The organism is Vibrio chagasii, assembly GCF_024347355.1.
GTDB classification, from domain to species: Bacteria; Pseudomonadota; Gammaproteobacteria; order Enterobacterales; family Vibrionaceae; genus Vibrio; species Vibrio chagasii.
Genome location: NZ_AP025465.1, coordinates 2390285 through 2413933, shown reverse-complemented (window position 1 = coordinate 2413933; position 23649 = coordinate 2390285). Strand labels below are relative to the sequence as shown.

Sequence of the window (23649 nt, the reverse complement as noted above, 5' to 3'; positions counted from 1 at the left end):
CTAAAGTCAAGCAAGCGGTAGATCTGCAACCACTTGGTTGAACGCGATTCGAGCATTCTGAGCCTGCTCAGATAACTCGACCTTTTTCGCTTGTGCGGCACTAAGATTACTCTCGGCCTGCTCAAGTGCTTGCTGAAGGTTCTCTGGTAACTCGTGAGTTTCCATTTGTGAACCTTGTTCTAGCACATAAGCGCGAATTTCTTTTTTCACTGCTGCTAGTTCTGTATAAGCAACACGCTCAAGCTCTGCAGCTTCTTGCGCAGCGTCTCTTTCTTTCTCAAACTGCGCCAGTGCCATACCTTCAGCTGACCATGGATCCATGTCTGGCAGTTCTTCGATGTTAATCGTTGGTTCGATGTACGCATCTTGGTGACGTAAATCGAGGCTAGTTGCGCGCACTGCTGAAATCATCAACATCACAGAGATAGCCAGTAGCGGTAGGCCACCAACAATCGCTGCAGTTTGTAACGTACTCAAGCCACCCAGGAACATCAGAATCGTTGGTAAGAACGACAGTGTGAATGCCCAGAACATACGGTTCCAACGCATTGGTTCTTCTGTCACGTTGTTCTGAACAACAGAGGCAAGGATGTATGAGATAGAGTCAAAGGTAGTCGCAGTGAAAATGATACACAGTAGTGTAAATACCGCGATAACGATTGTGCTCATCGGTAACTGTGCCAGCATCGAGAAGATAGCCTTAGTTGCGCCTTCATTGTTTAGTACAGCTACAACATCTAGCTCGCCAGACAGTTGTAGAGACAGACCGTAGTTACCCAAGATCATGAAGAATAGGAAGCAACCTAGTGAACCAAAGAAGATAGAACCTGACACCATTTGTTTGATGGTTCGACCGCGAGAGATACGCGCTACAAATAGACCCATACTTGGTGCAAATACTAGCCACCATGCCCAGTAAAAAATCGTCCAGTCTTGTGGGAAGTGCGTATTTTCGAATGTGCCGTAGCCACCAAATGGTTCAGCCCATGTCGCCATCACGAAGAAGTTAGACAGCAGACGGCCAATCGAGTCTAAGCCGGTTTCCAGCATGAAGATCGTTGGACCAGCAATCAGTACGAAAGCCAATAGACCCATTGCACCCCAGAAGTTGATGTTACTCAGGATCTTAATGCCTTTTTCCAAACCTGCGTAAGACGAGTAAGCAAAAATAGCAGTACAGACCAAAAGAACCGTCACTTGTGTCAGGTTGTTTTTCGGTAGGCCAAACAGGTGATTCAAGCCTTCGGTGATTAGAGGTGCTGCTAAACCTAAGGTTGTTGCTGCGCCACCTAATAGGCCGAAAATGAATAGGATATCAACGATCTTTCCTGGTACGCCTTTACTACGGTGCTCACCAAGAACAGGCATTAGTGCACTTGAGATCTTTAGAACAGGTTGTTTACGTACGTAGAAGAAGTAAGCGATAGGAATTGCCGGAATTAGGTAGATAGACCATGCGATTGGTCCCCAGTGGAACAGACCGTAGGTCGCTGCCCAGCGTACTGCTTCTTCACTGCCAGGCTCTAGTTGGAAAGGAGGTGATTGGTAGTAGTAAGCCCACTCAATACAGCCCCAGTACAAGATACTTGCACCGATACCCCCACAAAATAGCATGGCAGCCCATGAAGCAGTTTTAAACTCAGGCTCTTCATCAGCTTCGCCTAGTTTAATTTGTCCCATATCACTGAACACCACGTACACCATAAATGCACAGGCTGCGAGACCTAGCGCTAGATATAGAAAACCAAGTTGATCAGTCATGAATGTTTTCGCAACCGCAATCCAGTCTGCGCCTTGAGCAGGGAACAGAATGAGCGGGAAAACTATCGTGAGGAGGAGTGCAATCGCACCAAAGAAGGTTGGCTTATCGATAAGCTCAAAAGTGTTTTTCACGAGTATTATTCCATTTAAATGAGAGCGGAATTATGGAATGAACTCGTTTTTCTGACCTAATCGGGTCTATTGTCGTGACGACAAATCGCTTTTATTTTGAATAAAATACGATCAAAGGACTACGCAGGTAAGGCTATATTAGAGCAAGAAGAATACCGCCTACGGTTGCCGCTGCGGATAGGTATTGCCCCGCTGAATAAGAACCGTCATCTTCTTCTTCGATCTTATCTGGGTGATCCATACCTAGAGCACCGTGAGCAAATGATTCAACTTTATCGGTAACTGTCGCGTTTTCTGCTTCAACCTTCTTAGCTTCTTTATCGATTTCTTTAAGGGCAGATAAGAGCGCTTTGCCCTCTTCAGAAAGTTTAACCGTATTTTGCTCAACCTTAAGCGGCGCAGGCTTTTCAGCTTCGTTAGCTGAACTTTTAGCGTTCATCTGCGAAGGCGAATATAGCTGAGTATTACTCGTTCCTACTGGCGTCATATAGCTCTCCTTACCTATCCTTAAACATAGTATCGGCAGAGGTGTGAAAAACTTGTGCAATTAATCATCGATAGTGATGTTTTTTTATTCGCACATTACATTTTCTTCTGCTTAATCAAAACTGCTTGGTATTTAAGCAATTCCTATGCCGATACATATGTTTGTTGTAGAAGGTTAAGCGAGCTCAATCACATTGTAGATCTGAGCTGCGTTTAGATAGGTGTTTATATGCCTTCATGCGGTTTTCTTTCTGAACAAAACGTATGGGTGGAGACAATACCTGTAGTTGGTAATCACTTGAATCTGAAGACAATGCATCAACAGGCGTGATGATGGCGACTTTCAGGTCAGGATTGCGACGCGAGATAGAAGCGGCTGTGCCTAAACCACCTTCCGTATGGAATTTACCTGCGACATGAATCACTTGTTTGTCAGGGTTCGTTGCTAGGTAATCGACAATCGATTCCGCCATGGTTTCATCCCAAGTCACTTGAGCGGCAAACTGCTTTTCAGTTTGTTCAGGCGTACCGTGGTGCATCGATGCCATGAACTTGTCTTTGTAAGGGCTATCGCCAATATTAACTTCAGTCGCTACCCAATCTCTCTGTTCCGAAGAAAGCTGTTCTAGATACGGTAACCCTTTACGGCCAATACACTGAACAAAGGGCTTTGGTGCATTCGCTGCGATAACATCTAAGTCATTCGCTTTTGCGAACTCTACTAATGCGCGGTAATCACTTTCGTAATTTGGCCAAGCGGCAGCCTGAGAGATAAGCACTTGTTCACCAATCTCATCGTTTAGGTATCGGTTAAGTGTGTCTTGGTGTTCTCGAGTGAACTGTTCCATTGACAGGGCAATGTTTAAACCTGTGTTTTGGCGCGCTTTTAAGAAGTCAGTTTGAAAGCGGTGGATGGCGGAATGAGTGTGCCATTCGCCAATAAGAATAACGTCAGCGTCTAGCAGTTCTTGAGGTAAAGCGTTAAGAGAGAGTGCTTCACCTTTTGGTGAGGCAAACTGATAATCGTAGTAGGTGGAAACGGTTTCCGGTTGAACCACTTTTTGAGAAGTGTTTTCTGAAGGTTGATTAGCACAAGCTGTGAGAAGAGTGGCTAATCCGATAAGAATAATACGTTGCATGAAATGCCTCCTTGAAGAACGCGCATACTAAAGGAGGCAAGATGAGATTTCAATGCAAACGATAATCAATATCAATTAAATCTTTTTGCGGTACACTCTTAGCATAAAGTCAGCTTCACAGTTGAATTGCTCTGCGTTGGTGAGTTGTTGTTTAAACTCTTCAGTCGCTTTCCAAGCAAACGGCGTCATCTGTAGCAGGTCGAATGCATCTGACCCCGATAGTTCCATCATATAGTTTAGATGCTCTTGGTGCTCAAGAGTAAAACCTTCGATCAATTCAGGATCTTCATCGTGTAAACGCACACCATCATAAATGGCGTCACGCAACTGATATAGGTGTCGGCTTGCTGGTGTTACTGTAATCACGACACCATTGTCTTTAATTGTGCGTTGGAGCTCTTCTGCCTTACATGGTGCATAAATGCGTAGAATGCCGTCTAAGCTGTTTTCAGCAAAGGGTAGGCGATGGCTAGAGGCAACAGAGAAGTCGACTGCTGGGTAGCGTTTAGCGGCGTATTTGATAGCAATCTTAGAAATGTCTAGGCCAAAAATAGCACCGTTCTTATCCTGGAGATTCAACGCGATTTCATTGGTGTAATATCCCTCGCCACAGCCAATATCCAACAGGCTAGGATCTGTGTCTGGCAGGTAGCTAGAGCATAAGCCGACTACCGCTTGGCGCATAGGATCGTAATGGTTGCCTTCAAGGAAGCGACGACGTGCTTGCATCATCTCTTTGTTGTCACCTGGATCTTTTGAACGTTTATGATGTGCAGGCATTAAGTTGACGTAGCCTTCTTTTGCTAAATCGAACTGATGGTTCTTTTCACACTTAAACGTACGATCGTTTTGAGATAAAGGTTGGTGACACAGAGGGCATTGGTAGTGCATGACGATCTCAGAGCATAGAGTAGGGCGGCAAATTCTATCAAAAAGGACTCCGTCAGGCTAAACAAAAAAGCCGTCAATAGTGGCTCTGGAGTTACGGAGTATTAGGCCTGACAACATTAAAAATCATTGCTTCGATTTCGGTCACGTTTGTCTGCCGTTTTTCTGGGTATGGTTCACTCTTCAATAGCGTGAATAAGAAACTGATATGAAAAAGAAAATTATCCTCGATACGGACCCAGGCATTGATGACGCAATGGCCATTTTATTTGCTGAAGCTCATCCAGAGATTGAGCTGATGGGGATTACGACGGTCTATGGCAATGCGACGATAGACAACGGCACTCAGAATGCGCTTTATCTAAAGCAGAAGTTTGGTATGAATGCGCTAGTGGCAAAGGGCACTGATAAGCCATTAGTCAGAGAGCCAGTTGGCGCTACCGTGGTCGTACATGGTGAAGCGGGTTTTGGTGATGTGAAAGCGCCAAGTTCACTAGATGTCTCAGCGATTGAAAAGCCCGCTTATCAGTTCATTATTGATAGTGTTCGTGCTGAGCCTGGAGAGATTACCCTCGTGGCTGTTGGGCCTCTCACTAACCTTGCTCTGGCGTTGGAAGCTGCCCCTGACATTGTCGAATTGGTTAAGGAATTGGTCATTATGGGCGGAGCCTTTGGTGAAAATGACCACAGAGGTAATGTGACGCCGTTTGCTGAAGCGAACATACACGATGATCCTCATGCTGCAGACAAGGTCTTCACGGCATCATGGCCTGTGACGGTTATCGGGCTTGATGTAACAGTGGAGAGCTTCTTTACTGCTCAATATTTGGATGATTTAAGAGATGATGCTGGAGAGGTAGGGCAGTTCATCTGGGATGTAAGCCGTTACTATTTGAAGTTCTACTCAGAAAAGGTGGGAATGGAAGGCTGTCACGTTCACGATCCATCAGCTATTGCTTATGTTATCCAACCTTCTTTATTTGAGTGCCGAAGTGGTGCTATTAGAGTTGTAACAGACGGCCCTGCTGAAGGTATGACCATCCAGAAAAGCGACCAACGCAAATACATGAATGATGAGTGGAGTTCATTCCCAGCGCAGAAGGTCGGCGTTAAAGTAGACGATGAAGCGTTGTTGTCACTCTACAGAGAGACGTTAGTTCGATATTCTCAGAGTTAAGCTTGAGCGTTAGCCGATTGAGAGTAATAAAAAGGCCGGAGTGAACCGGCCTTTAATATATCTTGCGTAGTGAACAGTTTACTGAACAGGTTACTGAACAGAAATCGTTGTAATCAGCTGGTGGTTCTCGCCAGGCTGAAGTGTTTTACCTGACTCTAAACTTGGCGCGTGCAATGTTGATTCAACACATAGCATGGTGAGGTAGCCATCATCTTGCATGTCGCCCATACCAGCAGCACCTTCTGCCCAAGGGTTCCACAAGACCGCAGAGTTATGGCCTTGGTTTTCAACTGTTAAAGTACGCTCAAGTTTTTTGTCCGCAACTAAGATTTGCGCTTCTGGCTGAGTGTACACTCGGTCAATGGTGTCGGTTAGCACAAGCTCAGCACCGCCTTGGCAGATCTTGCCACCTTGTAAGCTGTCGATGTACTCAGCACCCATACCTGTGGTGGTTGTGTTATGGATGTCTGCAACGTTTAGGTAAGTGTGCAGCGCACCAGAGAAAGTCCATGGTTGAGAATCTGTGTTCTTCACATCTAATGTTACTTTTAGCTCATCACCAATCTCAACATTTAGGCGAGCATCGAACTGATGAGGCCATACTGCCAGCGTCTCTTCACTAGGCTTCAGACCTAAGCTTACAATCACACCCGCTTCACTTTCACGGTGCTCAACTAATTGCCATTCACTTGAGCGTGCAAATCCATGCGCAGGTGCCGCAATGCGACCAAACCAAGGCCAACATACTGGAATACCACCACGCAATGCTGTTTTGCCATCAAACTTAGCTTGTTGACTCATCCAAATTAGGTCTTCTTGACCTTGTGGTTGGAACGACACAACATGACCGCCAAACAGTGAAATCGCCGCATCTGCCTTCTCGTGAATAACGCGAACTAGTTTTATACCTTGGTGTTCAACAATAGTCACGTTGTCAGAAAGTACAGCCAGTGCAGGTAGAGTTGATAAATCCATTACATGATCCTTCTAAGGAAATTGAATTCAAATGCTGACTCGATTCAAGCTTGTGATGAGAGGTGCAAGCAAACCAGTATTGGAATTGAATTTTACGTTTGGGCTATCTTGGTGGATTCAAATAGACGAAGTTAAAAGATAGCAGGTATTAAAAAGGCGACACTAAGGTCGCCTTTTTCAAAGTCTGCTCAAAACAGTCTTTGCTAATGCTTATCTAAAGCTATTTCTAAAAAAAATTACTTAGAGATGTGAGCGATTAGGTCAAGAACTTTGTTTGAGTAACCGATTTCGTTGTCGTACCAAGATACAACTTTAACGAATTTGTCAGTTAGAGCAACACCAGCTTTAGCATCGAATACTGAAGTGTTAACTTCGCCGATGAAGTCTTGAGAAACAACTTGGTCTTCAGTGTAACCTAGAACGCCAGCCATTTCGCCTTCAGAAGCTTCTTTCATTGCAGCACAGATTTCTTCGTAAGAAGCAGCTTCTTTTAGGTTAACTGTTAGGTCAACTACAGAAACGTTAGCTGTTGGTACACGGAAAGCCATACCAGTTAGAAGGCCGTTTAGTTCTGGAAGAACAACGCCTACAGCTTTAGCAGCACCAGTTGAAGATGGGATGATGTTTTGAGAAGCACCACGGCCACCGCGCCAGTCTTTAGCAGAAGGACCATCTACAGTTTTTTGAGTTGCTGTAGTAGCGTGAACTGTAGTCATTAGACCAGACTCGATGCCCCACTTGTCGTTAAGAACTTTAGCGATAGGTGCAAGACAGTTAGTAGTACAAGAAGCGTTAGAAACGATGTCTTGACCAGCGTAAGTTGCTTGGTTAACGCCCATAACGAACATTGGAGTTGCGTCTTTAGAAGGACCAGTAAGAACAACTTTCTTAGCACCAGCAGTGATGTGCTTACGTGCAGTCTCGTCAGTTAGGAAAAGACCAGTTGCTTCAGCAACAACGTCTACGTCGATTGCATCCCACTTAAGATCTTCTGGGTTACGCTCAGCTGTAACACGTACAGTTTTACCGTTAACGATTAGGTTACCGCCTTCAACTTCAACAGTACCGTTGAAACGGCCGTGAGTTGAGTCGTACTTCAGCATGTATGCCATGTATTCAACGTCGATAAGATCGTTGATACCAACAACTTCGATGTCATTGCGCTCTTGCGCTGCACGGAATACAAAACGACCGATACGGCCAAAACCATTAATACCTACTTTGATAGTCATTGTAGTTGCTCCACAACTTAATTTCTGATTAAAGATAACTGGTAGTAAAATTACAGAATCCAGTCTAAATCTGCAATAGATAATCCGACTTAACTTGTTTAATGTCAAAAAAAAGCGACGCTTTTCTTAACAATTGAGTGTAAGTGGTTGAAAATTGACCATTGCTAGTGGTTCTGCACCCTTCCAGTTGGGTAAAATACCTCTAAATGACGATTCACTTATGAGTGTATATGTACAATGTTTTCTTGTGAGAAAGTATGTGCTACAAAACGACTCATATGCAAGCCTTTATAGGAAAAAGTAAATATAATAAATGAGAATGTGGAGAGATATTAACGTGATTCAAAAGGAAGAAAAGATGATAAAGCCTGATGAATACTGGCGTGAGCGCCTAACAGACGATGAGTTTGAAGTGTGTCGTTTGCGTGGTACTGAAGCCCCTTTTAGCGGAAAATTGTTACACAACCATAAGACGGGTGTGTATAGCTGCACATGCTGCCAAGCCCCATTATTCCTGTCGGATAACAAATATGATTCTGGGTGCGGGTGGCCGAGCTTCGATGCTCCTGTAAACGATACAGCAATACGCTATATAGAAGATCTAAGTCACGGAATGAAGCGTGTAGAGATTCGTTGTAGTGCCTGCGATAGCCACCTAGGTCACGTTTTTCCTGATGGTCCGAAGACAACTGGCGAACGTTTTTGTGTTAATTCTGTGTCGTTAATTTTCAACAAAAATGACGAAAGTACGAAATAACCTGTCACTATTGTTTAATCCTTACAGATCGCATTTGTCGATGAAATTGTAATGAACAGCCCAAGATTTCAGCGTTAACTCTAGTACAAATAAAAACAGCTACCATGATGGTAGCTGTTTTTTTTAAATTTGTTGAAGAGGCTATTTGGTCGCCTAAGATTACTCGTAGCTTTTTACAACAGCAGGGCTGTAAACGCCGTCTTCAATGGCTTCAACAATTTTGTCTGCGTCTTTATTCAACTGCTTATATTTTGGCTTTTCAAAGTGATAGAGAACAGCGAGCTCAGACTCCGATGCGATAGGCACATTAAAGTCTTTAGCGACCATTGCCCATACGTATGCTTCTTCCATATTGCCTAGGCTGTGATTAATACTGGCCATCGACTTAAAAATTTCAGTGTTGACGTTCGAATTACTCGATAAGGTCAATGCGTTATTAAGTAGTTTTAACGTCTTTACATGGTCTCGAGTGGTGTAGAAAGTCGCTAGGGCATACTGCATCTCTGCCGTATTCAACGCTTCTGTTCCTTCTAGTTGTAAGAAGCTGCGTCTTGCGTTGGTATCCCCGTTTTGTGACCACAAGAAGTAGAGCGTTTCTGGCGTGTCTGATTGAGACAGTTCACTAACAATGCGTTCAGACTCTTCGATGCTGTGCATTAAAGAAGTAAAGCGACGTTCTTGAAGTTTAGATTGATCGATCGTTTCTATCTGCGCGGCAAGCTCAAGACATTTTTTATAGGCTGTGACCAATTCGAACTCTTTGATCTTATTGATTTCGGTTGGTTGTTTTTGAACTTCAAAGCGATGCCAGATAAGGTCGGTACGCGCCACGCGGCACTGTCCGTCGTTCATGTTCAGCTGTTCACAGCGCAACCCAGGATTGCTCTGGCACAACTGATCGGTATTTTTGTTGCCCTCAAGACACCCAACCAGAGTGAAAGGTAATAGGCTAATTGCCAACCATTTCATAATTTTCATATTCCTTCACTTGTGATCAAATGCACTTATTATCGGTCAGGTTCTTGACTCAATTCTGTTAAGAGTTATTTTCTGGTGAAAATTGTTAACACTAAGGCTTTACCATGGATGCAGAACAACTTCTTAGCGCAATGACACCCGAGGTCTACGAACGTTTAACCTACGCAGTTGAAACGGGTAAATGGCCAGAAGGAACAGCGCTTTCTAAAGAGCAGCGCGATTCGTGTATGCAGGCGGTTATGTTATACCAATCTAAACATAACTCTGAAGCTCAACACATGACAATTGCCGCTGGTGGCGAAATTAGCTTTAAGTCTAAATCTGAACTCAAGAAACAGTTTAAGTCAGATCAAGAAGATATTGTGAGAGTTAACCCAAATCATTAGGCTTTAAATTACAACAAAGGGGTGGCGTAGTGCCACCCCTTTTACGTTAAGTCGTTTATTTATAAACAATAAAACGATTTGGCTCACGTTAACATGCTGCTCACATCATAGAAGAGCAGCCGCTCAAGATGAATCCTAACGAGCTTACAAGCTCATCTCACCACGCAGTACTTGCTGCATCTGAGTTTTCACTTCTTCGTAGCTTAGGTTTTGGCTTAATAGGTAATGAAGTTTCGCTAATGCCGCTTCTGGTGTCATATCATAACCACTGACCACACCTGCTTCAGCAAGTGCACAACCCGTCGCGTAACCACCCATGTTTACTTTACCGGCTAAACATTGGGTTAGATTTACCACGATAACACCGCGCTCTGATGCGTCTTTTAGGTGCTGAAGTAGCTCTGGGTTTTGTGGTGCATTACCAACACCAAAAGTAAGCAGGATCATCGCGTTAACAGGTTGTAGTAACGTGTTACGGATCACTTCGTGTGAGATGCCTGGGTACATAGTGATTACGCCGATTGGTTGCGGTGTAATGTTATGAACCTTGAACTCACCTTCAGGTTGCTCGTTGACTACAACGTTGTTGCTTAGCTGGATATTGATACCAGCTTCCAACAGCGGGTTAAGGTTTGGAGAGGTAAACGCATTGAAGCCATCAGCATGTGATTTAGTGCTGCGGTTACCACGCATCAATTTGTTGTTGAAGAACAGTGTCACTTCATTGATTGGGTAGTTCGCTGCGATGTGTAGTGCATTCAATAGGTTTGCTTGGCCGTCAGAACGTAGCTCAGCAAGTGGGATCTGAGAGCCGGTTACAATCACAGGTTTGCCAAGGTTTTCTAGCATGAAAGACAACGCAGAAGCGGTGTACGCCATAGTGTCAGTACCGTGCAGGATAACGAAACCATCGTATTTGTCGTAGTTCGCGCGGATGTCATCAGCGATAGTCTGCCAATCAAGTGGCGTCATGTCTGAAGAGTCCATCAATGGCGAGTATTCGTGGATGGTGTACTCAGGCATCTCTGGGCGATGGAATTCAGGCATACTAGCAAGCTGTTTATCCATGAATCCAGCAACAGGGACATAGCCGTGATCATGCGATTTTTGCATGCCGATTGTGCCGCCGGTGTACGCGATATAGATGTGTTTTCTTTCCATGGCGATTATTACTTTAGTGTGATGTAGGGAACAGGTGGGCGATTATAGCGAATTATTATGTAATAAAAAGAGGCGCCTCACACAGAGGCGCCCCTTGATAATAAAGCGTTGAGCTTAAATTATTGAACTTGGCAGTTTAAGCAAAAAGCGTAACGGCCTTGTGGGTCGTTAAAGTTGCTTAATAGTTGGCTATCTTGAGCTAACTGCTGCGTAACAGGCTGTAAACTGCTTGGTATCATTGACTGAATATCAAGACCAATCGACATCTGAACTTGGTTCATAAATTCTTGAATAAACTGCTCAGTAGCTGAAAGTGGCTCTTCTACCCAGTAGATGTTGTAGCTTTCGAGTTCTGCAAGTGAAGCGGCGGCTGCAATCGCATCATCGAAGTCACCAATTTCATCGACTAGACCATTTTGCATAGCGTCTTGGCCTGTCCATACGCGGCCTTGAGCAATTTTATCGACCGCATCAACACCCATTTCACGGTTTTCTCCAACTAGACCGATGAATCGGCGGTAGCCATGTTCGATACCCATCTGGAATGCATCTTTAGCACCATCAGTTAAGCCGGTCGTGATACCAAGGCCAGAGAAAGGTGATGTGCCAACGCCATCCGTGTAAACGCCAATGTCGTTCAAACCTTTTTCGAAGGTAGTGATGACACTGAAAATACCAATCGAGCCAGTTAACGTTGTTGGTTGAGCAAGGATCTTGTCTGCGCCCATAGAGATCCAGTAACCGCCAGAAGCGGCAAGGCTAGACATTGAAACAACAACAGGTTTACCCGCTTGCTTAATTGCTTCTATTTCATTGCGAATGACCTCTGAAGCAAATGCGCTGCCGCCAGGGCTATCCACTCGAAGAACGACGGCTTTAACTTTGTCATCGTTACGAGCTTGGCGAAGTAGAGCCGCGGTTGTATCGCCACCCACTGTGCCACGTGGCTGTTTGCCATCCATAATAGCGCCGCTAGCAACAATTACAGCAACATCGTGTGATTGACTGTTCATGTCTGGAAGCATGGTTGCACGGTACTCGTAGTAGCCAAGCGCGTTGTAACTGTCTTGACCATCACTGCCGAACACATCTGCGAGCTCTAGTCGAACTTGCTGGCGAGTGGCTAGCTCATCTACTAAGCCAAGCTTTTCTGCTAGTTTAGCGATGTTACCATCGACAGACTCAAGCTCTTTTAAGAAAGTGTCCATGCTTGGGTTGAGCGTCTTCGCATCAATTTGGCGGTTGTGGCTCACATCGTCAACGTAAGCACTCCATAGTTGGCCTAACCAACGTGATGCCGACTCTTTTGCTGCGTCAGACATGTCGTCACGAATGAAGGGTTCAATAGCGGATTTGTAAGTACCCACGCGGAACACATGAGTGTTCACATCAAGCTTCTCTAATAAGGTTTTGTAGTAAAGCGAGTAGGCGCTGTAACCTTTAAGAAGTACACCACCATCAGGCGACATATATACCTTAGTTGCGTAGCTTGCTAGGTAGTATTGGCTTTGGTTGTAGAAGTCACCTACCGCATAAATTGGCTTCCCTGAAGCTTTAAACTCATTCAAGGCTTTTGCAATGTAGCGCAGCTTAGTTAGGTTGGTCTCTGGCAGTTCTTTAAGTGCCAAAACAATACCAGTTACATTGTCATCGTCTTTGGCGTAGCGAATCGTTTCAACGATATCAAAAAGAATGTTTTCTTTTGGCAGCTCCTTACCAAGCAGCGAGCCAGTGACGGAGTCCATTGGGTTAATATAGCGACTTTGTTCAACAATCGGACCCGACAGGTTAAGCACTAAAGCTGATTGTTGAGGCACAGTTGGTTGTGCAGTGTCTGAGTGGAAGTAAACAAAGTAGATAACGGCGATACTAAGTAAGAAGATTAAGTTAACAAGCGCAACACGTATAAACGTAATCAGCTTCCAAATCCCTTTGAAGATCATGCCTATAAATTTGAATATTTTTTTCATTCTGTCTCCGCAGTGAGATTACGTCGCTTTAACAAGCAGCAGTACCATTAATCTCAATAATATGAACTGCTTAGTATCCTACGATAATTCCCTAATTCAAACTATACCAAGAAGTGTTAATCGATTTATATTCTCATTAAGTGTAGCCAAATTAAGAACTTCTGAACGACTAATACCTTCAGCACTATGATCGGTGTTACAAAAATGTAAACGGTTGTTTGAACTTTTGGTGATTGAGCTATACTGTGGTCAGACCACAAGGATAAATAATAGAAGTGATGTCTGCCATGTACCCACATTTACTTGAACCACTCGATCTTGGATTTACTCAGTTACGAAACCGTGTATTGATGGGATCAATGCACACAGGTTTAGAAGAGCACAAAGAAGGCCTGCATAAACTCGCTGCGTTTTACGAAGAGCGAGCAAAAGGAGGCGTTGGCCTAATTGTTACAGGTGGCTTTTCTCCGAACTTACGTGGCAGGTTATCTCCGTTTAGTGCTGAATTCAGCAAAGTTAAGCACGCAAAAGCACACCAAGTTGTTACCGAAGCGGTACATAAGCACGGTGGGAAAATTGCGTTGCAGCTACTGCACGCTGGTCGATACGCAATGCACCCATTCGCGCAAAGTGCTTCGGGTATAAAAGCACCAATCGCCAAGTTTGCGCCAAGTGAAATGAGCCCTCGCCAAATCAAAAAGACCATCAATGCCTTTGCCAACAGTGCAGAGCTTGCTCAAGTTGCAGGCTACGACGGCATTGAAATCATGGGCTCTGAAGGCTACTTGATTAACCAATTCATCTGTAAGCGTACCAACATGCGTTACGACGAGTGGGGCGGTTCTTATGAAAAGCGTATGCGTTTCCCGCTAGAGATCGTGAAATCGATTCGCGAAGCCGTGGGCGATGATTTCATTATTATCTTCCGACTGTCGATGCTGGATTTGGTTGAGCAAGGCAGCACCTTTGAAGATGTTGTGTTATTGGCTCAAAAGCTTGAAGAGGCGGGCGTTACCATTATCAATACAGGTATTGGTTGGCACGAAGCGCGCATTCCGACTATCGCGACACAAGTACCACGTGGCGCCTTCTCTTGGGTTACTGAGAAAGTGAAGCCGCATGTCTCTATTCCAGTGATTACATGTAACCGTATTAATACTCCGGAAGAAGCAGAACGTATTATCAGCTCCGGTCAGGCCGACATGGTCTCCATGGCTCGACCTTTCTTGGCTGACCCTGATTTCGTTAACAAAGCCGCACAAGACCAAGCCCAGTTCATTAACACCTGTATCGGTTGTAACCAAGCGTGCCTTGATAACGTGTTCAAAGGGAAACGTGCGAGCTGTTTGGTTAACCCACGAGCTTGTTATGAGACTGAAATTGTTGTTCAACCCGCGCCAGCTACTAAGACGATTGCGGTAGTGGGTGCTGGCCCTGCAGGCTTGGCTTGTGCGACAACATTGGCGCAGCGCGGCCACAAGGTAGACTTGCTAGAGAAGAACGATCGTATCGGTGGTCAGTTTAGACTGGCAATGCAAATCCCAGGCAAAGAAGAATTTAGAGAAACGATTCGTTATTTTGCTAACCAAATCGATGCATCAGGCGTGAATCTGAAGCTGGATACTGAAGCCACGTTTGAGATGCTGCTCAAGTACGATGAAGTGGTGATGGCGGCGGGTGTAGAGCCAAGAAAACTGAATATCGAAGGCATTGAGCACGAGAACGTGGTCGATTACCAAACCTTAATTCGCGAAAAGACACCAGTAGGCGAAAAGGTCGCGATTGTTGGTGCTGGTGGTATTGGGGTCGATGTGGCAACTATGCTCACCGAGCCAACGTCACACAGTCTAGACGATTGGCTGCATGAGTGGGGCATTGATAAGAATATGGAACACCCAGGTGGTCTGTATCCTTACCCGGATTCATTCAGTGACAAAACGGTTTGGGTGATGCAGCGCAAAGCGGGTCGTGTTGGTAAAGGCCCTGGCAAGACCACAGGTTGGATTCACAAACGCACACTAGAAAAGCGTGGTGTGAATCTGTTGGGGGGTGTGAGCTACAACAAGATTGATGACCAAGGTTTGCATATCAGCGTTGGTAAGCAAGATCAGGTATTAGATGCCGATTCCGTTATCGTGTGTGCAGGTCAAGTATCGGTGAGACCATTCGAAGATATGTGGCAAGAGTTCGGTGGCAAACTACACGTGATTGGTGGTGCTGATTATGCTGGTGAGCTAGATGCTGTGCGCGCTATCCGTCAAGGTGTTGAACTAGCGATTAAGTTATAGAGCCAGTTAGCTAAGCTACTGAAATAGATGTTTGAACAAGGCTCCTAAGTCGTAGATTTAGGAGCCTTTATTGTGTCTAACCTAGTCTATTTGGGGAGTCGTTGAGATTTATTATCGTTTGTATTCTGTGCTAAAGTTCAAGTATACAAATAATAAAGAAATAGTAAGGACTTCAAATGGATGCTTTGGATCTACTGCTCAACCGACGCTCTATCGCAAAACTCTCTGATCCGGCACCTGAAGGTGTCGCGTTAGAAAACATCATCAAAGCGGGATTACGAGCTCCTGACCACGGTGCACTAACACCATGGCGCTTTGTTATCGCACAAGGTTCAGGGCTACAGAAGCTATCTGACATCTTGGTTCGTGCTGCTGAAGCGGAAGAAAGCGAAGAAGCGGTGATTGAGAAAGTGAAAAAGGCGCCGTTCCGTGCTCCTATGGTAATTACTGTCATCGCGAAAGTAACCGAGCACGAGAAAGTACCAGCGATTGAACAACATCTTTCTGCAGGTTGTGCGGCGCAAGCAATGCAAATGGCGGCTGTCGCTCAAGGTTTCCAAGGCTTTTGGCGCTCAGGTAAATGGATGTTCCACCCAGAAGTTCATCAAGCATTCGGTCTAGAAGGCGATGACGAAATTGTTGGCTTCCTATACCTAGGTACGCCGGGCTGTACACCAATGAAAGTACCAGAGCGCGACTTCTCTAAGTTTGTTGAGTTCCTATAAAGAGCACTGAAGCTGAATAGTGGAATGCTAACTGTATAAACAACCAGTTTTTCTTGATTTATTAGGGTCACATTAGATAATGTGGCCCTAATTGTTTGTAGCATCTGGAAAAACATGTCTCGCCTTATTATTGCTGAAAAACCAAGCCTTGGCCGCGCGATCGCCGCTGCACTGCCTAATCCACAGAAGAAAGACCAAGGGTTCATCAAATGTGGTAATGGTGATGTAGTGACTTGGTGTATTGGACACTTATTGGAACAGGTTGAGCCAGACGCTTATGACGAACGTTACAAGAAATGGAACTTGGCCGATTTACCTATCGTGCCTGAGCAGTGGCAGCTAAGACCTCGTAAGACATCGAGCAAACAGCTCACGGTGATCCGAAAGCTATTGAAGGATGCCACTCAAATTGTTCACGCCGGAGACCCTGATAGAGAAGGGCAGCTACTGGTTGATGAAGTGATCGATTACTGCAAAGTCTCTAAAGCTAAGAAAGAGTCGATGGAAAGACTGCTTATCAGCGACTTAAACTTACCTGCAGTAAAGCGTGCACTCTCTCAAATGCGCAGCAATCGCGATTTTATTCCTCTTTCTGTTTCAGCATTGGCCCGCTCTAGAGCCGATTGGCTGTATGGTATGAACATGACTCGAGCTTATACCTTGCTTGGACAAAAAGCCGGTTATCAAGGCGTATTGTCGGTAGGGCGTGTGCAGACACCAGTACTTGGTTTAGTGGTGAGACGTGATGAAGAGATCGAAAACTTCATTCCCAAAGATTACTTCACTTTGCATGCCTTGATTCCTTACCAAAATAACGGGCAGAGCTTTGATATTCGTGCTCGCTGGAAACCAAGTGAAGCCTGTAAGCCGTGGCAAGACGAAGAAGGCCGTGTACTCAACCGAAAGTTGGTTGAAAACGTCGCTCAGAGAATCGCAAACCAACCTGCAACTGTCACAGAGTCAGAGCAGAAGCAAAGTAAACAAGCAGCGCCACTTCCTTACTCTCTGTCTGCCTTGCAGATTGATGCCTCCAAACGTTTTGGCATGAGTGCTCAGCAGGTGTTGGACACCTGTCAGTCTTTATATGAGAAGCACAAGCTTATCACTTACCCACGCTCCGATAGCCGCTACCTTCCTAAAGAGCACTACTCTCAGCGAGAATCAATTGTAGACGCCATCGCCAATAATGCGAAAGAGCTACAAAGTGGTGCGCAAGGTGCAGACCTCTCACTGAAATCAAAAGCATGGAACGACAGTAAGGTTGATGCTCACCACGCAATCATCCCAACACCGAAGAAATCATCGGTGAATGGTTTGTCTGCCAATGAGATGAAAATCTATCAACAAATTGCTCGCCAGTATCTGATGCAGTTCTACCCACCGGCTGTGTTTGCGGATGCTAAATTGGTTTTTGATATCGCTGGTGGTGTGTTCATCGCGAAAGGGCGTCAGCTTATCAACCCGGGTTGGAAAGTGTTGATGGGTAAAACCGACACCGAAGAGAAAGGTGATGGCACTGATACAGTTCCACCGCTAGATAAAGGAACCGTGTTGACCTGCCGTGAAGGGGTCATTGGCGATAAGAAAACCGAACCACCAAAGCATTTCACGGAAGCGACATTGCTTCAAGCGATGACAGGTATCGCGCGTTTTGTCGCGAACAAGGACCTGAAAGCTATTTTGAAAGAGACTGATGGTCTTGGAACAGAGGCGACTCGTGCGGGCATTCTGGATACGCTTTTCAAAAGGCAACTGCTAACGCGCCAGGGTAAGAGTATTCATAGTAGCCCTGCAGGTAGAGGTTTGATTCATGCCCTACCTGAGGATTCGACCTTTCCGGACATGACGGCACACTGGGAACACCAGTTACAGGGCATGGCCGAGCGTAACCAAGCGTATCAACCTTTCATGCAAGCGCTGGAAAGCAAGATTGATGGCCTAATGGGGCGAGTGAAAATAGGGGAAGTGCCGGAATCGCTTCGTCATCTCCCTAAAGTTGAGAGACCCGCTTTTAAACGTCGCAAAGGTGGCGGTACGAAGAAGTCTTATGCCAAGAAAGGTACCTATGCCAAGAAAGGCGCTTCAGCTAAAAAAGGATCTTAAAGCTAGCGTTTGCAAGTGTTCCAGTTAGCGTCCGACTTTACGCCCACAGCGCTTAAATAACTGTTGCCAATACTCAACATGGCGACGCGTTGATGCACGAAAGGCTTGGTGCGTGTCTTGGATGGGGAAGTAGTAGCTGTGCAGTTCTGGCTGAGCATCAAATATTGCCAGCTGCGGAGCGAGCTGTTGATAGTAGCCATCCAGTTGCGCCATATACGGCTGTACTTTGCCAATATACTGTTGTTCGAATACGTTGTTGAGGTAACGGAACTTAGTGGTGTCGCGTTGTTTTCCGCAGATGATATTGGCATCAAAAGTAGTGAGTTGCTCGGTGATGGTATCGAGTTCAACCGACGCGCGCGCAAGCGAATAATACAGATCCCCAAGGGTAGAGCTCTTCTCTAACACCTCTTGCACCTCTGTGGTTTTGCCCGAAACAAGTGGTGTATTTAACGAATGGTTAAGATGCTCCAAGGCGTCGCTCGTCTGTCTTACTTGTTGAGCAATATCATGACGTAGCCACTGACTACCGCGCAGCTGTGACTGCATGGCATCGCTAGCATAAATCAGGTTCCATTGATGGAGCGGAAACTGAGCGAGCTTCTGTTGCTCGATCCGTCTCAAGAGTTCGATGATTTCTGGGTCTAGCTCATCACTGGATAAGCACTTGCCTACGCCTTCGAGTAGAGCAACTTGATAATCGTAATTGCGGAATTCGTCCGCGACTTTTCCGAGCACTGAGTTACGCTCAGCAATCAGGTTGAAAAGCCCACATTGGCGAAGTTGATAGCTGTCGATGAGCCCAATAGAAACAGAGGGGACGTTTAGCAATAACTCTCGCTTTCTTGGCAACCCCTCAAACTCCCAGTCTTGTTTGAGCTCTTCAGCATCTTGCACTCTGGCTACCTTGGTTTGATAGTCATCGAACAAGTCTCCAGGACCTTCCCCAAAACACCCTCCGAGCACCACGGTGATTAAAATCAGTAGTGAGCGTCGTACGAAGTTTGTAAGAAGGCGAAGATTCATGGGTTACCTACCAGTCTATTTCACTGCCATCGAAATTGAAGAAGTGACCACTTACTTCAGTTCTGGCAGATTCGATGACTTTAATAAGACCAGACGCTGAAGTGTCTGTATCAATAAGAGCATTAGGACCACCCATTTCTGTCTGTACCCAACCTGGGTGCAGTGCCAAGACCGTGAAGCCGTTACTGGTTAGATCGTTGCTTAGACTTTTAACTACTGAGTTGAGAGCCGCTTTAGAAGAACGATAGATGTAGCCTCCGCCAGAGGTGTTTTCTGCCATGCTGCCAACTCGAGAAGACAAGCAAGCTATCTTTTTCACTTCACTGGCTTCTAGCATAGGGAGAAGTGTTTCAACTAGCTTCAATGGCGCAATAGTGTTGACCTCAAAAACGCGTCGCCACTCTTCTACGTTGGTGTTACCCAGTCCATAACCTTTAGGGCCGTAATAGCCTGCATTGTTAATTAGAATATCAATGGGCTGGAGTTGATTGGGTAGCCTGCTGGTGGCTTGGTAATCAGTGATGTCTAGTTGAATGCAGGTCAAGTTGCTGTGATGTTCTGCGAGTGACAGTAACTCATTCGCTGATGAGGTATCACGATAGGTAGCGTAAACGGTGTGATTGTCTTTCAGATATTGCTGAGTTAGGCTTAAACCAATGGCTCGGTTTGCTCCAGTAATAAAAATAACGCTCATGGTGATTCCTTTTCAGTTCAATTAGTTAAGTTTGATGGCTTAACACCAGAAAATCAACGGCCCACCAACTGGCCATTAGCATTCCGACAAAAATCATTACTGCTGTCGCTGAGCCACAGATCACCCCAAGGGTAAGTATTAGGTTTTTCATTACTTTCTCTGAATACATTTAAAGGTAATGATAATTGTTATCATTAATTTGGGTTGTCGCCAAGTCTGAGGCTGTTATGATTTTGAGAAAGATAAGCAATTAACTCGATTATGATTCCTTTAATTTACCACCCAATTTATTCGCAGCTGCCTTTACCAGAAGGCCATCGTTACCCAATCAACAAATACCAGTTGTTACATAGTGCAGTTGAAGCGTTAATGGATAGCGATCCACTCTGGAAGAGTAAGTTTGAAGTGTTCCAACCAAAGCCGGTGTCGGTTGAACAAGTCAAACAGGTCCACGATAGTGACTATGTCGATTTACTTGTCTCTGGTAGTTTGCCGGCCGCGAAGATGAGACGTATTGGGTTTCCTTGGAGCGAACAGCTGATTGAAAGGACGCTCTATTCAAGCGGCGGAACCTGCTTAGCAGCTGACATGGCCATTGAGAGTGGTTTGGCAATTCACTTGAGCGGAGGCTATCACCACGCGCACCATGATTTCGGCAGCGGATTTTGTTTGTTGAATGATCTGGTGTTGGCAGCGAAGCATGCACTTACCTTTGAACAGGTTGATAAGGTGCTGATCGTAGACAGTGACGTACACCATGGCGATGGTACGGCGACACTCTGTCAAGAGAGCGATGAGATCATCACTTTGTCTTTCCACTGCGATAAAAACTTCCCTGCAAGAAAGCCATTATCGGATCTGGATGTGCCACTAAATCGCGAAACGGAAGATGAAGAGTTTCTGCGTTGTTTTGAGCAAGTGACTAAGCTGGCGATTGCGCATCACCAACCTGATTTGATCATTTATGATGCAGGTGTCGATATCCACCAAGATGACGAGTTGGGTTACTTGAATGTATCGACGCAAGGGATCTTTGAACGAGATTGCTTCATGATTAACCAAGCAAAATCAGAGTCTATCCCGATGGCGTGTGTTGTTGGGGGAGGCTATCGCACTCAGCACCAAGATTTGGTACCGATTCACATGCAGCTTTTGAAAGCAGCACTAGCAGCGGATAGTTGACCTGCTAAGCTAGGTTTTCTTCAGATACAAAAAAGCCGCTGATTTCTCAGCGGCTTTCTTTAATGTGGTGGAGGGATAGGGATTTGAACCCTAGAACCGCTATTAACGGTTGCCGGTTTTCAAGACCGGTGCTTTCGACCACTCAGCCATCCCTCCGATGCCGCGTATAATATAAGGGTGGCTTTGGCTTGTAAATACCCTTATTAACTGACTGCTTTATTTATGAACGCTTTTCGATATTTTTGTATTGAATGGCCATTTATTGTGCGCTTTGCTGATGTTTTATCGTAACCAACAACTAAAAACGGATAGCTAAAAGTTAAAAGAGAATGCTAAAGAACTGCATGAGTCACGAGAGTCGTGAACTAGATAGATAATAACTGGAGTCTTTAGCTGAAAGCCTGACAAAGTAATAGAAGGAGTATCGCTAGATAACCGAGAGCCTGCGGTATTAACAGCTACTCAAGGTTCACTTAGTGTGAGGGGGAAAGCATAGAGATAAGTAGTAAACCCTAGATGCAAAAAAGCCGCTGATTTCTCAGCGGCTTTCTCTAATGTGGTGGAGGGATAGGGATTTGAACCCTAGAACCGCTATTAACGGTTGCCGGTTTTCAAGACCGGTGCTTTCGACCACTCAGCCATCCCTCCAGTGGCGTGAATAATATAAGGGCATGAGGATCTTGTAAACCCCTAATTTACATAAATTTGTTCTGTTGCTTGTTTTCTAGTCATTAACGGCAATAAAAAAGGGAAGCCATTGGCTTCCCTTCTTCGTTTGGTGATCATTTAATCATTTTTTGCGTAGAATCGCTGCAATTCAGTGAGACCTTGCATAAGTACTGGTAAGCGAGGGCTTACATTTTTTAGTCGTTGGTAATCTTGGTCGTACAGTTTGTAGTTACCAAACTTATCTAGCACAGTAGTTTGCTTATCTGTCACAAGCGCTAACTCACGAGAATCACCCGCAAGCACCCATTTTCTCTTACGCTCATCAAACAAGCTGCGGCCGCTGCTAAAGTCAGTTGGGTTTGAAGATACACCCAGTAGCTCTTGCATTAGTGTTACGGAAATATCTAAGTGGCTAGAGCGGTGAGTGTACTCAGACGCTGATTTACCTGGCCAGCTGATAAACAGCGGAACCTGCAATTGATAACGACTGTAGTTAGAGTTTGCACCCCAGCTGTTAGTCTTGGTTTCGTTAAACTCAGTACCGTGATTGGAGGTAATGATAACCACCGTATTATCGATAAGGTCTAAGCGTTCCAACTCAGCGTAGATGGTTGCAAGTTGTGCGTCCGCTGCTTGAGCTGACTTTTGGTAATCAGCAGCAAAACGTTCTGCTGTTGTTAACGCTGAGTCTGACTCTGCTTCTGAGCTTGCAAAGTTGTCCAATGTTGTTAGCTCAATAAAGTTGAACCAAGGACGTTTAGCTTTCGGTGATTCCACCCAGTTTGACCAGGCTTGGATTGCACTGTGGTCATTAAACGTCGCTTGCTCTGACATGATTTTACGGCCTCGGAAGATGATGTCCGAGTAAAGTGCATCGTCAAAGTTGTCACCGCTGAATGCAGCAAACTTGTAATTGTGGTTATCTAATACATCCAACAGAACTGAACTCGCACCTTGAGCTTCAATACTGCTTGCGTAGCTGCTAGGAAGGCCGTAGAACAAGCCAAAAATACCAAACATGTCGTTGCTAGAACTGTAATGGTTGGTGAAATTGATCGACTGTTGTGCGAATGCGTAGCTGCTTGGCATCGATGTTTCGTTAAGAGCATCTGCGCGCAGGTTATTCACGCTCACCATCAGGATGTTCAAATCATCACTGCGGCGGTTGTACTGAATTTCTTCTAGCGGGTAGCTAACAAGGTTTACATTGCCTTTGTTCGCTTCTAAACGCTCTAGATATTCTTCACGGTCTAACAGACCATGTTTCTCCATAAAGCTTTTCGCTGTCATTGGGTAAGACAGTGGGAAGTTCGCTTTTTGGCTCGTAATTGGGTTATAGAAGTACGCATCAGCCCACATGTAAGTCAGGTGGCTACTGATGAAACACAAGAAGAAGACGGCGGTAATTGGACGGCCGATGTGTTTATGAGAAAGTTTACGCTGCTTACGCCAAACCCATTCAGATAGGCCAAGCTGCAATAAGAAAATAAGCGGCATAACAATGAAGAGGTGCTGCAAATCAGACGTAAATGCAGATTCCTCTCCACTGAATAAAACCTCCCACACGACAGGCGTCAGGTGGAGGTTTATATTTTGATACGTTTGAGTATCAATCAACAGGACAGTTAAACCTATGGTCGCAAAGCAAACGGCAACCAAACGTAATAACTTCCTAGACGGAAGAATAAATGTGAGCGGGAACAGCACTAATAGATAGAGCGCAAATACCAAAAAGCCGAAATGACCAACCCATGAAGCAGCCAAGTAGAATTGACCCAGTAGGGTTTCTGGCCAAGCAGATTGAGTGATATAACGAGTACCAATCAACATCGCAGCAATGATGTTGAAAAATGCAAACCAGTGACCCCAACCAACCAGTCGAGATACACGATCGCTATATGAGTTTGCGCTGTCTACCAT

General features: G+C 45.2%; 19 protein-coding genes and 2 tRNA genes. 7 read left to right on the top strand and 14 right to left on the bottom strand.

The features are described from left to right. Positions 1 to 6: 6 nt before the first annotated feature. The 4 genes from OCV52_RS10965 to rlmA form a co-directional block, all read right to left on the bottom strand. Positions 7 to 1893, bottom strand: a complete 1887-nt coding sequence (locus tag OCV52_RS10965) for a BCCT family transporter (RefSeq protein ID WP_102424972.1) — start codon at positions 1891 to 1893, stop codon at positions 7 to 9. A gap of 133 nt (positions 1894 to 2026) precedes the next feature. Further along, on the bottom strand, positions 2027 to 2380 hold the full coding sequence (locus OCV52_RS10960) for a hypothetical protein (RefSeq protein WP_008220370.1): 354 nt from the start codon (positions 2378 to 2380) through the stop codon (positions 2027 to 2029). 184 nt (positions 2381 to 2564) lie between these two features. Continuing rightward, the gene (locus tag OCV52_RS10955; RefSeq protein ID WP_137407839.1) at positions 2565 to 3518 is read right to left on the bottom strand and encodes a ChaN family lipoprotein; all 954 of its coding nucleotides are present in this window, start codon (positions 3516 to 3518) and stop codon (positions 2565 to 2567) included. 75 nt (positions 3519 to 3593) lie between these two features. Next, positions 3594 to 4409 (bottom strand): 23S rRNA (guanine(745)-N(1))-methyltransferase, encoded by an 816-nt coding sequence (gene rlmA / locus OCV52_RS10950; RefSeq protein ID WP_137407840.1) that lies wholly within the window; start codon positions 4407 to 4409, stop codon positions 3594 to 3596. A 205-nt stretch (positions 4410 to 4614) separates the two neighbouring features. On the opposite strand from rlmA, the gene OCV52_RS10945 reads away from it, so the two are divergent. Continuing rightward, entirely contained in the window at positions 4615 to 5583 is a 969-nt protein-coding gene (locus tag OCV52_RS10945) for a nucleoside hydrolase (RefSeq protein ID WP_137407841.1), read from the top strand. 90 nt (positions 5584 to 5673) lie between these two features. On the opposite strand, the gene OCV52_RS10940 is transcribed toward OCV52_RS10945, so the two are convergent. Together OCV52_RS10940 and gap are read right to left on the bottom strand one after the other, a co-directional pair. Then, positions 5674 to 6558, bottom strand: a complete 885-nt coding sequence (locus OCV52_RS10940; protein ID WP_137407842.1) for a D-hexose-6-phosphate mutarotase — start codon at positions 6556 to 6558, stop codon at positions 5674 to 5676. A 236-nt stretch (positions 6559 to 6794) separates the two neighbouring features. Continuing rightward, entirely contained in the window at positions 6795 to 7790 is a 996-nt protein-coding gene (gene gap, locus OCV52_RS10935) for a type I glyceraldehyde-3-phosphate dehydrogenase (protein WP_061033745.1), read from the bottom strand. 358 nt (positions 7791 to 8148) lie between these two features. Between gap and msrB the strand changes: the two genes are divergently transcribed. Then, the gene (msrB, locus tag OCV52_RS10930) at positions 8149 to 8547 is read left to right on the top strand and encodes a peptide-methionine (R)-S-oxide reductase MsrB (protein WP_137407843.1); all 399 of its coding nucleotides are present in this window, start codon (positions 8149 to 8151) and stop codon (positions 8545 to 8547) included. Positions 8548 to 8706: 159 nt separating this feature from the next. On the opposite strand, the gene OCV52_RS10925 is transcribed toward msrB, so the two are convergent. Next, the gene (locus tag OCV52_RS10925) at positions 8707 to 9516 is read right to left on the bottom strand and encodes a DUF2989 domain-containing protein (RefSeq protein WP_061033746.1); all 810 of its coding nucleotides are present in this window, start codon (positions 9514 to 9516) and stop codon (positions 8707 to 8709) included. A 113-nt stretch (positions 9517 to 9629) separates the two neighbouring features. Between OCV52_RS10925 and OCV52_RS10920 the strand changes: the two genes are divergently transcribed. Beyond that, the gene (locus OCV52_RS10920) at positions 9630 to 9911 is read left to right on the top strand and encodes a YeaC family protein (RefSeq protein ID WP_010437067.1); all 282 of its coding nucleotides are present in this window, start codon (positions 9630 to 9632) and stop codon (positions 9909 to 9911) included. Between the two features lie 144 nt (positions 9912 to 10055). On the opposite strand, the gene ansA is transcribed toward OCV52_RS10920, so the two are convergent. Together ansA and sppA are read right to left on the bottom strand one after the other, a co-directional pair. After that, complete coding sequence (gene ansA / locus OCV52_RS10915) at positions 10056 to 11072, bottom strand: asparaginase (protein WP_061033747.1); 1017 nt, start codon at positions 11070 to 11072, stop codon at positions 10056 to 10058. Positions 11073 to 11191: 119 nt separating this feature from the next. Beyond that, complete coding sequence (sppA, locus tag OCV52_RS10910; protein ID WP_137407844.1) at positions 11192 to 13042, bottom strand: signal peptide peptidase SppA; 1851 nt, start codon at positions 13040 to 13042, stop codon at positions 11192 to 11194. 278 nt (positions 13043 to 13320) lie between these two features. On the opposite strand from sppA, the gene OCV52_RS10905 reads away from it, so the two are divergent. From OCV52_RS10905 to OCV52_RS10895, 3 genes are all read left to right on the top strand, one after another. Beyond that, positions 13321 to 15330 carry an NADPH-dependent 2,4-dienoyl-CoA reductase gene (locus tag OCV52_RS10905; RefSeq protein ID WP_170222452.1) on the top strand — a complete coding sequence of 670 codons (2010 nt, stop codon included), beginning with the start codon at positions 13321 to 13323 and terminating at the stop codon, positions 15328 to 15330. Between the two features lie 176 nt (positions 15331 to 15506). Next, on the top strand, positions 15507 to 16055 hold the full coding sequence (locus OCV52_RS10900; RefSeq protein ID WP_004740667.1) for an NAD(P)H nitroreductase: 549 nt from the start codon (positions 15507 to 15509) through the stop codon (positions 16053 to 16055). 114 nt (positions 16056 to 16169) lie between these two features. Further along, on the top strand, positions 16170 to 18158 hold the full coding sequence (locus OCV52_RS10895) for a DNA topoisomerase III (protein ID WP_137407845.1): 1989 nt from the start codon (positions 16170 to 16172) through the stop codon (positions 18156 to 18158). Between the two features lie 24 nt (positions 18159 to 18182). On the opposite strand, the gene OCV52_RS10890 is transcribed toward OCV52_RS10895, so the two are convergent. Together OCV52_RS10890 and OCV52_RS10885 are read right to left on the bottom strand one after the other, a co-directional pair. Next, positions 18183 to 19184: a DUF3080 domain-containing protein gene (locus tag OCV52_RS10890; RefSeq protein WP_137407846.1), complete on the bottom strand. Its 1002-nt coding sequence runs from the start codon at positions 19182 to 19184 to the stop codon at positions 18183 to 18185. A 7-nt stretch (positions 19185 to 19191) separates the two neighbouring features. Then, on the bottom strand, positions 19192 to 19878 hold the full coding sequence (locus tag OCV52_RS10885; RefSeq protein ID WP_137407847.1) for an SDR family oxidoreductase: 687 nt from the start codon (positions 19876 to 19878) through the stop codon (positions 19192 to 19194). Between the two features lie 261 nt (positions 19879 to 20139). On the opposite strand from OCV52_RS10885, the gene OCV52_RS10880 reads away from it, so the two are divergent. Then, entirely contained in the window at positions 20140 to 21060 is a 921-nt protein-coding gene (locus OCV52_RS10880; protein WP_137407848.1) for a histone deacetylase family protein, read from the top strand. A gap of 65 nt (positions 21061 to 21125) precedes the next feature. Here the strand turns inward: OCV52_RS10880 and OCV52_RS10875 are convergent. The 3 genes from OCV52_RS10875 to OCV52_RS10865 all read right to left on the bottom strand — a co-directional run bounded on the left by OCV52_RS10875 (position 21126) and on the right by OCV52_RS10865 (position 23649). Continuing rightward, positions 21126 to 21216, bottom strand: a tRNA-Ser gene (locus OCV52_RS10875). A gap of 401 nt (positions 21217 to 21617) precedes the next feature. Then, positions 21618 to 21708 (bottom strand) — tRNA-Ser (locus OCV52_RS10870). Positions 21709 to 21846: 138 nt separating this feature from the next. After that, positions 21847 to 23649, bottom strand: coding sequence for a DUF3413 domain-containing protein (locus OCV52_RS10865; RefSeq protein WP_004740673.1), 1803 nt, complete (start codon positions 23647 to 23649; stop codon positions 21847 to 21849).